The organism is Mycobacterium sp. E2989 (assembly GCF_001667595.1).
In the GTDB taxonomy this organism is placed as follows: Bacteria; Actinomycetota; Actinomycetes; order Mycobacteriales; family Mycobacteriaceae; genus Mycobacterium.
In genome coordinates, this window is sequence record NZ_LZJX01000087.1 from 50,756 (window position 1) to 63,815 (window position 13,060).

Here is a 13,060-nt window from a genome sequence, read left to right on the forward strand (position 1 = left end):
ATGCCCGAAGGGCATACCCTGCACCGCCTGGCCCGGCTGCACCAGCGCCGGTTCGGCGGTGCGCCCGTTGCGGTATCGAGCCCGCAGGGTCGTTTCGCCGACTCGGCCGTGGTGGACGGCCGCGTGCTGCGCCGCACCAGCGTGTGGGGGAAGCACCTGTTCCATCACTACGCCGGCGGCCCGATCGTGCACGTGCACCTGGGCCTCTACGGGGCCTTCACCGAATGGCCCCGCGAGGGTGCGCTCGTGCCGGAGCCGGTGGGGCAGGTGCGGATGCGGATGGTCGGCGCCGACTACGGCACGGACCTGCGCGGGCCGACCGTGTGCGAGGTGATCGACGAGGGCCAGGTTTCCGACGTGCTGGCCAAGCTCGGTCCCGACCCGCTGCGCAACGACGCCGATCCGGCCTGGGCGTGGAATCGAATCACCAAGTCGCGCAGACCGATTGGGGCGCTACTGATGGATCAGACCATCGTCGCCGGGGTGGGGAACGTCTACCGCAACGAGCTGCTGTACCGCCACAACATCGACCCGTTCCGGCCGGGCCGCGACATCGGCCAAGCCGAATTCGACGCGGCGTGGACCGACCTGGTCGCGCTGATGAAGGTCGGCTTCCGCCGCGGCAAGATCATCGTGGTGCGGCCCGAGCACGACCACGGGCCGCCGTCGTACCGGGCCGGGCGGCCCCGGACGTACGTCTACCGGCGCGCCGGAGACGCCTGCCGGGTCTGCGGAGACACGATCCGCACCACCGTGCTCGAAGGCCGAAACGTGTTCTGGTGCCCCACCTGCCAGAAATGACGCGGCCCCAAGCCGGGACTAGATGACGCCCAGCGCCGCGTAGACCTCGTTGCTGAGGGCCAGGCTGCGCGGGTCCGCGTTGGCCTTGGTCGCGTCGAAGCGGTTCATCACGTACGCGTAGCCGATCCGGTGTTCGAGATCGACGAAGCCGAAGGAGCCGCCCAAGCCGCCGTGGCCGAATATCCGCGGGTTGGGCCCGTTGACGCACCGCCTGTTGAGCATGTAGCCCAGGCCCCAGCCGTGATCGGCGACCCGCGGCCCCAACACCAGATCGCTTTCCGAGCCGCCCTGGCACTCCCGCACCAGGTCCATGTGCTCGCGGCTGAGGATCTTCTCCTGGGCGAGCGCGTTGTAGAAAGTCGCCAACCCCAGGGCCGACACCTGCCCGTTCGTCCCGGGAAACTCGAGTTCGCGCCACAACCGCAGGTCGTGCGAGCCCAGCTCGTCGTCGGGGGCGAACCCCATCGAGATCGACAGCCCCGCCTTCGGGTGCTCGGCCAGCCCGGCGGGGTAGCCGGGGGCCTGCGCGTCGGCCAGCAGGTCGCGGGCGTGCGGCTTGTTGACCCGGTCGGCGCAGCGGCGTTGGTCGGCCAGCGACAGCCCGATGTGGACGTCGGCGCCGAGCGGCTCGGCGATCTCGGTGCGCAGGTACTGGCCGATGGTCCGGCCGGTGACCCGGCGGAACACCTCGCCGAGGATGAAGCCGAAGGTGGTCATGTGATAGCCCTGGGCCGTGCCCGGCTCCCAGTAGGGTTCGGCGGCGGCCAGCTGCGCGCAGACGAAGTCCCAGTCGGCGACGTCTTCCCAGCGCAGCCGGGTGCGGGGCCCGATCACGCCGGAGCGGTGGCTCATCACCATGGCCAGCGTGATGTCCTGTTTGCCGGCCTGCCCGAACTCGGGCCAGTAGCGGGCCACCGGGGCGTTCAGGTCGAGCTCGCCGCGGTCGGCCAGTTGGTGGACGCAGGTGGCCGACAGGCCCTTGGTGCCGGACAACACCGTGGTCAGCGTGTTCTCCCGCCAGGGCCGGGTGCGGGCGGCGTCAGCCCAGCCGCCCCAGAGGTTGACGACGAGGGTCCCGTCCACCCACGCCGCGACGGCAGCCCCGACTTCATCACCCAGCGTGAAATTGCGCTCGAACGCGTCGCGCACTCCAACGAAGGCCGACGCGCATGAGCCATCGATTTTGACGTCGCTCATGGCGCCTTTCTCTGGGAGTTGATCCTCACCCCGAGCGGGCGACGGGAATCGAACCCGCGTAGCTAGTTTGGAAGACTAGGGCTCTACCATTGAGCTACGCCCGCATGTGTTAGTCGAGCGTGACTGTAGCTGTCGACGAAGATCAAATCTAATCGACGCGGTCTTGTGATCGCTCCGTGAGGGCGGGCGAGGCCGCCGCGAAGCCTGTGGCCGGCCCGGCCTCCCGGGGCCTTAGGATCATCGAGGTCAGCGCGGGGTGTAGCGCAGCTTGGTAGCGCATCCGCTTTGGGAGCGGAAGGCCGCAGGTTCAAATCCTGTCACCCCGACCAGCGCGACCCCGCGCCGCACGCATACGGCCCACCGAACGCCAGGAACGACCACCGAGGAGCACGTCCGTGAAGAGCACTGTCGAGCAGCTGAGCCCCACCCGGGTACGCATCAACGTGGAGGTGCCGTTCGCCGAACTCGAGCCCGATTTCCAGCGCGCCTACCGGGAGCTGGCCAAGCAGGTGCGCCTGCCCGGCTTCCGCCCCGGCAAGGCGCCGGCGAAGTTGCTGGAGGCGCGGTTCGGCCGGGAGGCGCTGCTCGACCAGGTCGTCAACGAGGCGCTGCCCGCACGGTACGGGCAGGCGGTCGTGGAGTCGGAAGTGCAGCCCCTCGGCCAGCCCGAGATCGAGGTGACCAAGAAGGAGTACGGGGAGGAGCTGGCGTTCACCGCCGAGGTCGACGTGCGCCCCAAGATCGAGCTCCCGGCTTTGAGCTCGCTGAAGATCTCGGTGGACCCGATCGAGGTAAGCGACGAGGACGTCGACGCCGAGCTGGAGTCGCTGCGCGCCCGGTTCGGCACCCTGACCGGCGTCGACCGGCCCGTCGCCACCGGGGACTTCGTCTCGATCGACTTGGCCGCCACCATCGACGGGGAAGAGGTGCCGGGGGCCTCCGCGGAGGGGCTGTCCCACGAGGTCGGCTCGGGCCGGCTCATCGCCGGACTCGACGACGCCCTGGTCGGCCTGTCCGTCGATGAGTCCCGGGAGTTCACCGCGAAGCTGGCGGCCGGCGAACACGCCGGGCAAGACGCTCAGGTGACCGTCACGGTGAAGTCGATCAAGCAACGCGAGCTGCCCGAGCCCGACGACGAGTTCGCCCAACTGGCCAGCGAGTTCGACACCATCGACGACCTGCGGTCCAACCTGCGCGACCAGGTCGAGCGGCTCAAGCGGGCGCAGCAGGCCGACGAGATCCGCAACGCCGCGCTGGACACCCTCCTCGAGCAGGTCGACGTGCCGCTGCCGGAGGCGATCGTCCAGGCCCAGTACGACAGCACCATTCACGGCGCGCTGCACGGGCTCGACCACGACGACGCCAAGCTCGACGAGGCGCTCGCCGGGCAGGGCAAGACCCGCGAAGAGTTCGAGACCGAGACGCGCAGCGCCGCGGAGTCCGACGTCAAGCGGCAGCTGCTGCTGGACGCGCTGGCCGACGAGCTGCAGGTCCAGGTCGGCCAGGACGACCTGACCGAACGCCTGGTGATGACGTCCCGCCAGTACGGCATCGAGCCGCAGCAGCTGCTGGGTTACCTGCAGGAGAACAACCAGCTGCCGGCGATGTTCGCCGACGTGCGGCGCGGGCTGGCCATCGCCGAGGTGGTGCGGGCGGCGACGGTGACCGACAGCGACGGGAACACCATCGACACCAGCGAGTTCTTCGGCAAGCGTGCCGACGAGGCCGACGAGGCCGACGAGACCGAGGCTTCCGACGACGAGTGACCGTCTTGACGCTGTGAGCGAAAGCGCCCAATTGAGGGGGAGCGTGGCCGCGAAACAGTGGGCCCGGTTGGTTAGGGTCGGTGCATAGAAGAACTGAAAGAAAGCAGGTAACCCAGTCGTGTCTGACATGCGTTCGCCCTCGCAGGGGCTCAACCTCACGGACTCGGTCTATGAGCGCTTGCTCTCCGAGCGCATCATCTTCCTGGGCTCGGAGGTGAACGACGAGGTCGCCAACCGGCTGTGCGCGCAGATCCTGCTGCTCGCCGCGGAGGACGCCGACAAGGACATCTCGCTGTACATCAACTCCCCGGGCGGATCGATCAGCGCCGGCATGGCGATCTACGACACCATGGTGCTGGCGCCCTGCGACATCGCCACCTACGCGATGGGGATGGCCGCCTCGATGGGCGAGTTCCTCCTCGCGGCCGGCACCAAGGGCAAGCGTTACGCGCTGCCGCACGCGCGCATCCTGATGCACCAGCCGCTGGGCGGGGTGACGGGTAGCGCGGCCGACATCGCGATCCAGGCCGAGCAGTTCCACGTCATCAAAAAAGAGATGTTCCGCCTCAACGCCGAATTCACCGGCCAGTCGATCGAGCGCATCGAGGCGGACTCCGACCGCGACCGCTGGTTCACCGCGCAGGAGGCCCTGGAATACGGGTTCGTCGACCACATCATCACCCGCGCCGCAAGCATCACCAATGGAGAAGCCCAGTGAATAACGAAATCCAGCCCCAGGCGCGGTACATCCTGCCGTCGTTCATCGAGCACTCCAGCTTCGGCGTCAAGGAGTCCAACCCGTACAACAAGCTGTTCGAGGAGCGCATCATCTTCCTCGGCGTCCAGGTCGACGACGCCTCGGCGAACGACATCATGGCGCAGCTGCTGGTGTTGGAGTCCCTGGACCCCGACCGCGACATCACCATGTACATCAACTCGCCCGGCGGCGGATTCACCTCGCTGATGGCGATTTACGACACCATGCAGTACGTGCGCGCCGACATCCAGACGGTGTGCCTCGGCCAGGCCGCCTCCGCCGCGGCGGTGTTGCTGGCCGCCGGGACGCCCGGCAAGCGGATGGCGCTGCCCAACGCCCGGGTGCTGATCCACCAGCCGTCCCTGCAGGGCGTGATCCAGGGCCAGTTCTCCGACCTGGAGATCCAGGCCGCCGAGATCGAGCGGATGCGCACCCTGATGGAGACGACGCTGGCCCGCCACACGGGCAAGGACGCCGCGACGATCCGCAAGGACACCGACCGGGACAAGATCCTGACCGCCGAAGAGGCCAAGGACTACGGGATCATCGACACCGTCCTGGAGTACCGGAAGCTGTCCGCGCAGACCGCCTAGCGTTCGCGGTCCCGCGCCGAACGTGCACTCACGGCGGATTTTCGGCCGATTTGCCGCCCCCAGTGCACGCTCGGCGAACCGGGCCCGTCGGCCGGCGCTGATCAGAACCAATACCCGGCCGGCGACGGTAGGGTGGTTTGGTGGGGTTTGGGCGGCGCACAGCCTCGGTCGGGTAACGACCGCGACACGCCAAAGACACGCAAAGCGCGTCTTTCGCGAGTCAGGGGCGCCGTCTGGCTATATGTTTCATCGAGACGGACGGCATGAATACCACCAACGCGATTCGGCCTTAACGGTCGCGTCGGGCCCGATCTAGCGGGTAGCGTCGGGGGATACATGGCGGGACAGCACGACGAACGGCGAACAGGAAGTAGGCCCTGAGGCACCATGGCGCGCATCGGAGACGGCGGTGACCTGCTGAAGTGCTCCTTCTGCGGGAAGAGCCAGAAGCAAGTCAAGAAGCTCATTGCTGGTCCCGGTGTGTACATCTGCGATGAGTGCATCGATCTCTGCAACGAGATCATCGAAGAGGAGCTCGCCGACGCCGACGACGTCAAGCTCGACGAACTGCCCAAGCCCGTTGAGATCCGGGAGTTCTTGGAGGGCTACGTCATTGGCCAGGACACCGCCAAGCGGACCCTGGCCGTCGCGGTGTACAACCACTACAAGCGCATCCAGGCCGGGGAGAAGGGCCGCGACTCCCGGCACGAGCCGGTCGAGCTGACCAAGTCCAACATCCTGATGCTGGGCCCGACCGGCTGCGGCAAGACCTACCTGGCCCAGACGCTCGCCAAGATGCTCAACGTGCCGTTCGCCATCGCCGACGCCACCGCGCTGACCGAGGCCGGGTACGTCGGTGAGGACGTCGAAAACATTCTGCTCAAGCTCATTCAGGCCGCCGACTACGACGTCAAGCGGGCCGAGACCGGCATCATCTACATCGACGAGGTCGACAAGATCGCCCGCAAGAGTGAAAACCCGTCGATCACCCGTGACGTCTCCGGCGAGGGCGTGCAGCAGGCGCTGCTGAAGATCCTGGAGGGCACGCAGGCGTCGGTTCCCCCGCAGGGCGGCCGCAAGCACCCGCACCAGGAGTTCATCCAGATCGACACCACCAACGTGCTGTTCATCGTCGCGGGGGCGTTCGCCGGCCTGGAGAAGATCATCTACGAGCGCGTCGGGAAGCGCGGCCTGGGCTTCGGCGCCGAGGTGCGCTCGAAGGCCGAGATCGACACCACCGACCACTTCGCCGAGGTCATGCCGGAGGACCTGATCAAGTTCGGCCTGATCCCGGAGTTCATCGGCCGGTTGCCGGTGGTGGCCTCGGTGACCAACCTGGACCGGGAGTCGCTGGTCAAGATCCTCTCGGAGCCCAAGAACGCTCTGGTCAAGCAGTACACCCGGCTGTTCGAGATGGACGGCGTCGAGCTCGAGTTCACCGACGACGCGCTCGAGGCGATCGCCGATCAAGCCATCCATCGCGGCACGGGCGCCCGCGGTCTGCGGGCCATCATGGAAGAGGTCCTGCTGCCGGTGATGTACGACATCCCGAGCCGCGACGACGTCGCCAAGGTCGTGGTGACCAAGGAGACCGTGCAGGACAACGTGCTACCGACGATCGTGCCGCGCAAGCCGTCGCGCACCGAGCGCCGCGACAAGAGCGCCTGACACTTCGGTCGAGCGCGCATCGGGTACTAGATGCGCATGCCGACCGTCGCTGGCGCCCCCACCCCGATCCCGCGCCGGCTGACGCGCGCGCTGGACCTGCTGAACTTCCTGTTGGCCGACGTTCGCGACGGACTGGGTCCCTACCTGTCGGTCTACCTGCTGCTGGCCCATCACTGGGACCAGGCGTCGATCGGCTTCGTCATGGCGGTCGGCGGGATCGGGGCGATCGTCGCGCAGGCGCCGGCCGGCGCGCTGGTGGACCGCAGCACGGCCAAGCGGGCGCTGATCATCGGCGGCGCGTTGACCGTCACCGCCGGGTCGTTGGCGATGCCGTTGTTCCCCGGCCTGTACTCGATCTCGGTGTTGCAAGCGATCACCGGGATCGCCGGCTCGGTCTTCGCCCCGGCCCTCGCCGCGATCACCCTGGGTGTCGTCGGTCCCCGCTTCTTCTCGCGGCGAATCGGGCGCAACGAGTCGTTCAACCACGCGGGTAACGCATCGGCCGCCGCCATCACCGGCGGGCTGGCCTACTTCTTCGGGCCGGTGGTGGTGTTCTGGGTGCTCGCCACCATGGCCGCCGCCAGTGTGCTTGCGACACTGCGGATTCCGCGCGACGCGATCGACCATGACGTCGCCCGGGGCATGGATCACGTGCCCGGGGGTCCGCACGAGACACCGTCGCGGATGGCGGCGCTGCTGCGCAACCCCAGGCTGATGATCTTCGCCGCGACCGTGGTCGCCTTCCACTTCGCCAACGCCGCGATGCTGCCCCTGGTCGGCCAGTTGCTGGCGCTGCACAACAAGGACGTCGGGACCGCGCTGATGTCCGGCTGCATCGTGGCCGCGCAGGTGGTCATGGTGCCGGTGGCGTACCTGGCCGGGGCCAAGGCCGACTCGTGGGGCAGGAAGCCGATCTTCCTGCTCGGCTTCGCCGTCCTGGCCGCGCGAGGGTTTCTCTATACCCTGTCCGGCAATCCGTACTGGCTGGTCGGCGTGCAGCTGCTGGACGGAGTCGGGGCCGGCGTGTTCGGTGCGCTGTTTCCCCTCGTGGTGCAGGACGTGACGCACGGCAGCGGCCGGTTCAACGTCAGCCTCGGCGCAGTGACGGCGGCGACCGGCATAGGCGCCTCGGTGTCCAACCTCGTCGCGGGCCGAATCGTGGTGGCCGCCGGTTACAACGCCGCCTTTGCCTTCCTCGGAGCGCTCGCCGGCGCGGGGTTTTTGCTCTACCTGATTGCGATGCCGGAAACGGCGCCAAGGGAATTGGACGCCGCCGCGCGAAAGTGACCAATACCACAGTTTTGAACCGTCCGCACCACCCTCCCCGCGCTGACTTCGGCTTTAGGGGTAAAACCGCTGCATGCGATGGATTAGAGACGCTCATTCTTCCCTCAGAGAAGTGCCATAATTGGCATTACTAGTGACACTCAAGCTCGAGCGCGCGGGAGTCGCTGCAACGGCGCGTAACCTCAATCTCCAGCGAAAGTGCCTATCCGGTTAACCAATGGAAGGCGGATACGTGGATCCGAACGGCAGCGGAGCCGGCTCTGATTCTCACGGCGGGTCGTCCCAGAACGGAGCGCCTGCCCGTAACGGGTCCGAACGTCAGCGCCTCGAACAGGTAGTCATCCGCTTCGCCGGGGACTCCGGTGACGGCATGCAGCTCACCGGTGACCGGTTCACGTCGGAGGCAGCGCTTTTCGGTAACGACCTGGCGACCCAGCCGAACTACCCGGCCGAGATCCGGGCCCCCGCAGGCACGTTGCCCGGGGTGTCGTCCTTCCAGATCCAGATCGCCGACTACGACATCCTGACCGCCGGTGACCGCCCCGACGTGCTCGTCGCGATGAACCCCGCGGCGCTCAAGGCCAACATCGGCGACCTGCCGCGCGGCGGCATGGTGATCGCGAACTCCGACGAGTTCACCAAGCGCAACCTGACCAAGGTGGGTTACGTCACGAACCCGCTGGAGTCCGACGAGTTGTCCGAATACGTCGTGCATTCCGTCGCGATGACCACCCTCACGCTGGGCGCGGTCGAGGCGATCGGCGCGTCGAAGAAGGACGGCCAGCGGGCCAAGAACATGTTCGCGCTGGGGCTGCTGTCCTGGATGTACGGCCGCCCGATCGAGACCAGCGAGAAGTTCATCCGGGAGAAGTTCGCCCGCAAGCCCGACATCGCCGAGGCGAACGTGCTGGCGCTCAAGGCGGGCTGGAACTACGGCGAGACGACCGAGGCGTTCGGCACCACCTACGAGGTGTCCCGGGCGACCTTGCCGTCCGGTGAATACCGGCAGATCTCCGGCAACACGGCCATGGCCTACGGCATCGTCGCGGCGGGGCAGCTGGCCAACATCCCGGTGGTGCTCGGCAGTTACCCGATCACGCCGGCGTCGGACATCCTGCACGAGCTGTCCAAGCACAAGAACTTCAACGTCATCACCTTCCAGGCCGAGGACGAGATCGGCGGCATCTGCGCCGCGATCGGCGCCTCGTACGGCGGGGCGCTGGGCGTCACCAGCACGTCGGGTCCCGGCATCTCGTTGAAGTCCGAAGCGCTGGGCCTCGCGGTGATGACCGAGCTGCCGCTGCTGGTCATCGACGTTCAGCGCGGCGGCCCGTCGACCGGCCTGCCGACCAAGACCGAGCAGGCCGACCTGCTGCAGGCGCTGTACGGCCGCAACGGCGAGTCGCCGGTGGCGGTGCTGGCGCCGAGTTCGCCGTCCGACTGTTTCGCCATCGCGATCGAGGCGGTGCGCATCGCGGTGTCGTACCACACCCCGGTGATCGTGTTGTCCGACGGCGCGATCGCCAATGGCTCGGAGCCGTGGCGGATTCCGGACATCGGGACGCTGCAGCCGATCAAGCACACGTTCGCCAAGCCGGACGAGCCCTTCCAGCCCTACAACCGCGACCCCGAGACGCTCGCGCGCCAGTTCGCCGTCCCGGGCACCCCGGGCCTCGAGCACCGGATCGGTGGCCTGGAGGCGGCGAACGGCTCGGGTGCCATCTCCTACGAGCCGGTCAACCACGACCTCATGGTTCGGTTGCGGCAGGCCAAGATTGACGGCATCACGGTGCCCGACCTCGAGGTCGACGACCCCAGCGGGGAGGCCGAGCTGCTGCTGATCGGCTGGGGCAGCTCGTACGGCCCGATCGGCGAAGCCTGCCGGCGCGCGCGGCGCAAGGGCGTCAAGGTCGCGCACGCCCACCTGCGTCACCTCAGCCCGTTCCCGGCCAACCTGGGCGACGTGCTGCGGCGCTACCCGATGGTGGTGTGCCCGGAAATGAATCTGGGCCAGCTGGCGCTGTTGCTTCGGGGCAAGTACCTGGTCGACGTGCAATCGGTCAGCAAGGTCCAGGGTGTGGCGTTCCTCGCCGACGAGATCGGGCGCGTCATCCGCGCCGCGATCGGCGGCACGCTGGCCGAAATCGAGCAGGACAAGACGATGGTCGCCAGAATGGCGGCAGCGACGGTTGGAGCGGGAGCTATCGAATGACCGACCTGGTGGGAAATCTGGCGGGCACCGACCTCGGGTTGACGCCCAGGTTGAAAAAGAACGACGGTGTCCCCGCGACGGATCAGCCGCAGAAGGGCAAGGACTTCACCAGCGACCAGGAGGTCCGCTGGTGCCCGGGTTGCGGCGACTACGTCATCCTCAACACCATCCGCAACTTCCTGCCCGAGCTGGGACTGCGCCGCGAGAACATCGTGTTCGTCAGCGGCATCGGGTGCTCGAGCCGCTTCCCGTACTACTTGGAGACCTACGGGTTTCACTCCATTCACGGCCGCGCGCCGGCCATCGCGACCGGTCTGGCGCTGGCCCGCGAGGACCTGTCGGTGTGGGTGGTTACCGGTGACGGCGACGCGCTGTCGATCGGTGGCAACCATCTGATCCACGCGCTGCGCCGCAACGTCAACATCACGATCCTGCTGTTCAACAACCGGATCTACGGGCTGACCAAGGGCCAGTACTCGCCGACGTCGGAGGTCGGCAAGGTCACCAAGTCGACTCCGATGGGATCGCTGGACCACCCGTTCAACCCGGTGTCGCTGGCGCTGGGCGCCGAGGCAACGTTCGTCGGCCGCGCCCTGGACTCCGACCGCAACGGGCTGACCGAGGTGTTGCGCGCCGCCGCCGAGCATCGCGGCGCCGCCGTCGTCGAAATCCTGCAGGACTGCCCGATTTTCAACGACGGCTCCTTCGACGTGCTGCGCAAGGAAGGCGCCGAGGAGCGGGTGATCAACATCCGCCACGGCGAGCCGATCACCTTCGGCGCCGACGGCGAGTACTGCGTCGTGAAGTCCGGCTTCGGCCTCGAATTCGCCAAGACCGCCGACGTTTCCGTGGACGAGATCATGGTGCACGACGCGCACACCGACGACTCCGCCTACGCCTTCGCGTTGTCCCGGCTGTCCGATCAGAACCTCGACCACACCGTGCTCGGCATCTTCCGGGACGTCAGCCGGCCCACGTACGACGACGCGGCGCGCTCGCAGGTGCAGGCCGCGCGCGCCGCCAAGCCGTTCGACGACGCCGCCCTGCAATCGCTGCTGCGTGGGCGCGACACCTGGACCGTCGACTGACGTGGGCGAAAAGACTTCGCTTGCCGGGGTGGTGCTCGCCGGCGGCGCATCGCAACGGATGGGCCGCGACAAGGCCAGCCTCCCCGTCCCCGCCGCCGCGGGTTCCGACGCGACCACGATGGTCGAGCACGTCGTCGGCGTCCTGCGACAGCGCTGCGACCCCGTCCTGGTGATGGCCGCCCAGGGGCAACCGCTGCCCGCACTCGAGGCGCGCGTGATGCGCGACGAGCTGCGCGGCCTGGGGCCGCTGCCGGCGACCGGACGCGCATTGCGCGCGGCGGCCGAGGCCGGCGCCCCGCTCGCCTTCGTCTGCGCCGTCGACATGCCTTTCCTGGCAGTCGAACTCATCGACGACCTCACCCGCAGGGCGCAGGAGACCGGCGCGGAGGTGGTGCTGCCGTGGGACGGCCAGGACCACTATCTCGCCGCGGTGTACCGGACCGACCTGGCCGACCGGGTCGACGCCTTGGTGGCGGCGGGGGAGCGCAAGATGCGGGCCCTGGTGGACGCCTCGGACGCGCAGCGCATCGTCACGACGGATTCGCGGTCGTTGACCAACGTCAACACCGACGCCGAGCTGCGCGCCCTCCCGCGGCCCCGCGGCTAAGGGCACCCCGATTCGGCCCGTGCGGGGCCGGATGAAATCCGGGTAAACCCCTGTAACGCGGCGCCCATGCGTGGCAAATGGCAAGCCGCCGTGGCGATTTCGACCTCGCCGAACGAAATGCCAAGTCTGGTCAATAAATTGGTCTCCAAGCTCGGCGATGCTTGGCGACGGCCCGGGCGCACCGAAATCGCCAGACCGCATGCGTGACGATCGCGGAACCGCCGCCCCGACAGCGCATTTCGCTATTTCACCCGACATGGCGGCAACGCGCCACGACGGGTGTGCGTTATTTGAACAATGCAAGTTAAGCGGTGGCGCAAGGCAATTCGCTCGTATGTTCGCCCCCGGTGTGTGACGTAAACCCGTAACTTGTTGTAGTGTGCGGTGCTCCGCAGCGGCGGAATCGAGTCCGGTACGGCCGCAAGGTTGTAAACGCCCGGGGCAAATAGGTGGGCCAGTTCACAAAATGGGCGTGATTCGGCTCACGCTGTGAAAGCTTTTGCATTTGTTGGGTACTCGCCGGAATCGCGTGGCTGACCTGCCAAAAGTGCGAGGCTACCGCGTCGTGATCACCCCGTTACCGAACGGAGATATCCGTTTTCCGAAGATGACGAATGCCGTCGGGTCTCGTACGGTCCCTGTTAGCCCGCAACGGGTTACGGAAGAGTAACTGAAAACAGAATCACGGACCCGCGTGTGAGCGGGGCCGCGGACGGCGAAGTCTTGTCCGTGGCCGGCGGTAGCACTCCGCCGGGCGATTCCAGCCCACCGCTGTCGTGCCAGGACAAGCCGGCACGTCCCGAAGCAGGTATTCCGCACCAATCAAACACCGTCAGCCCACCCGAGTGGGCTTGCTTTGGCGCGCGCGCACCGCGAAAGGAAAGATATTGAAGAACGTCCGTAAGACGCTCGTTCTTGCCGCGGTCACGGGCACCCTCGTGACCATCCCGTCGGCCAGCGCCAGCGCGGAGCCCACGGGTTTCGACCCCAACATGGCGCCCGCCGCGGCGCCGCGACGTGCCCGCCGCCCCCGGCGCCACCGCGTTGGGGAGCGTCCGCGGCCGCGCGCCGGAGATCCACTGCC

At 67.6% G+C, this 13,060-nt stretch carries 10 protein-coding genes, 2 tRNA genes and 1 pseudogene; 11 read left to right on the forward strand and 2 right to left on the reverse strand.

Annotated elements, in window-relative coordinates:
* Entirely contained in the window at positions 1–801 is an 801-nt protein-coding gene (locus A5680_RS15655) for an Fpg/Nei family DNA glycosylase (protein WP_055400138.1), read from the forward strand.
* 18 nt (positions 802–819) lie between these two features.
* Here A5680_RS15655 and A5680_RS15660 read toward each other — a convergent pair whose 3' ends face one another.
* Positions 820–1,998, reverse strand: coding sequence for a serine hydrolase domain-containing protein (locus tag A5680_RS15660; RefSeq protein WP_067820806.1), 1,179 nt, complete (start codon positions 1,996–1,998; stop codon positions 820–822).
* A 33-nt stretch (positions 1,999–2,031) separates the two neighbouring features.
* Positions 2,032–2,102, reverse strand: a tRNA-Gly gene (locus tag A5680_RS15665).
* A gap of 148 nt (positions 2,103–2,250) precedes the next feature.
* Here A5680_RS15665 and A5680_RS15670 point away from each other — a divergent pair.
* The 10 genes and pseudogenes from A5680_RS15670 to A5680_RS26315 all read left to right on the forward strand — a co-directional run.
* A tRNA-Pro gene (locus A5680_RS15670) sits at positions 2,251–2,327 on the forward strand.
* Positions 2,328–2,393: 66 nt separating this feature from the next.
* Positions 2,394–3,764 (forward strand): trigger factor, encoded by a 1,371-nt coding sequence (gene tig / locus A5680_RS15675; RefSeq protein ID WP_067820809.1) that lies wholly within the window; start codon positions 2,394–2,396, stop codon positions 3,762–3,764.
* Between the two features lie 127 nt (positions 3,765–3,891).
* Positions 3,892–4,482 carry an ATP-dependent CLP protease proteolytic subunit ClpP1 gene (gene clpP1 / locus A5680_RS15680; RefSeq protein ID WP_055400132.1) on the forward strand — a complete coding sequence of 197 codons (591 nt, stop codon included), beginning with the start codon at positions 3,892–3,894 and terminating at the stop codon, positions 4,480–4,482.
* A complete protein-coding gene (gene clpP2 / locus A5680_RS15685; protein ID WP_055400130.1) occupies positions 4,479–5,114 on the forward strand; it encodes an ATP-dependent CLP protease proteolytic subunit ClpP2 in 636 nt (211 codons plus the stop codon). Before clpP1 ends, clpP2 begins: the two co-directional genes overlap by 4 nt.
* Before the next feature lie 387 nt (positions 5,115–5,501).
* The gene (gene clpX, locus A5680_RS15690) at positions 5,502–6,782 is read left to right on the forward strand and encodes an ATP-dependent Clp protease ATP-binding subunit ClpX (protein ID WP_055400128.1); all 1,281 of its coding nucleotides are present in this window, start codon (positions 5,502–5,504) and stop codon (positions 6,780–6,782) included.
* Between the two features lie 36 nt (positions 6,783–6,818).
* Positions 6,819–8,069 carry an MFS transporter gene (locus tag A5680_RS15695; RefSeq protein ID WP_156675132.1) on the forward strand — a complete coding sequence of 417 codons (1,251 nt, stop codon included), beginning with the start codon at positions 6,819–6,821 and terminating at the stop codon, positions 8,067–8,069.
* A gap of 232 nt (positions 8,070–8,301) precedes the next feature.
* Positions 8,302–10,281, forward strand: coding sequence for a 2-oxoacid:acceptor oxidoreductase subunit alpha (locus A5680_RS15700; RefSeq protein WP_156675133.1), 1,980 nt, complete (start codon positions 8,302–8,304; stop codon positions 10,279–10,281).
* Complete coding sequence (locus A5680_RS15705; RefSeq protein WP_055400122.1) at positions 10,278–11,369, forward strand: 2-oxoacid:ferredoxin oxidoreductase subunit beta; 1,092 nt, start codon at positions 10,278–10,280, stop codon at positions 11,367–11,369. Before A5680_RS15700 ends, A5680_RS15705 begins: the two co-directional genes overlap by 4 nt.
* Before the next feature lies 1 nt (position 11,370).
* Positions 11,371–11,976, forward strand: a complete 606-nt coding sequence (mobA, locus tag A5680_RS15710) for a molybdenum cofactor guanylyltransferase (RefSeq protein ID WP_082970388.1) — start codon at positions 11,371–11,373, stop codon at positions 11,974–11,976.
* Between the two features lie 887 nt (positions 11,977–12,863).
* Positions 12,864–13,060, forward strand: a pseudogene (locus A5680_RS26315) (resuscitation-promoting factor RpfE); the annotation flags it as partial.

Excerpts from the sequence above, each read along its gene's own strand:
- A5680_RS15655 (WP_055400138.1), top strand. The coding sequence starts at position 1 with ATGCCCGAAGGGCATACCCTGCACCGCCTGGCCCGGCTGCACCAGCGC.
- A5680_RS15660 (WP_067820806.1), bottom strand. The coding sequence starts at position 1,998 with ATGAGCGACGTCAAAATCGATGGCTCATGCGCGTCGGCCTTCGTTGGA.
- clpP1 (WP_055400132.1), top strand. The coding sequence starts at position 3,892 with ATGCGTTCGCCCTCGCAGGGGCTCAACCTCACGGACTCGGTCTATGAG.
- clpX (WP_055400128.1), top strand. The coding sequence starts at position 5,502 with ATGGCGCGCATCGGAGACGGCGGTGACCTGCTGAAGTGCTCCTTCTGC.
- A5680_RS15695 (WP_156675132.1), top strand. The coding sequence starts at position 6,819 with ATGCCGACCGTCGCTGGCGCCCCCACCCCGATCCCGCGCCGGCTGACG.
- A5680_RS15705 (WP_055400122.1), top strand. The coding sequence starts at position 10,278 with ATGACCGACCTGGTGGGAAATCTGGCGGGCACCGACCTCGGGTTGACG.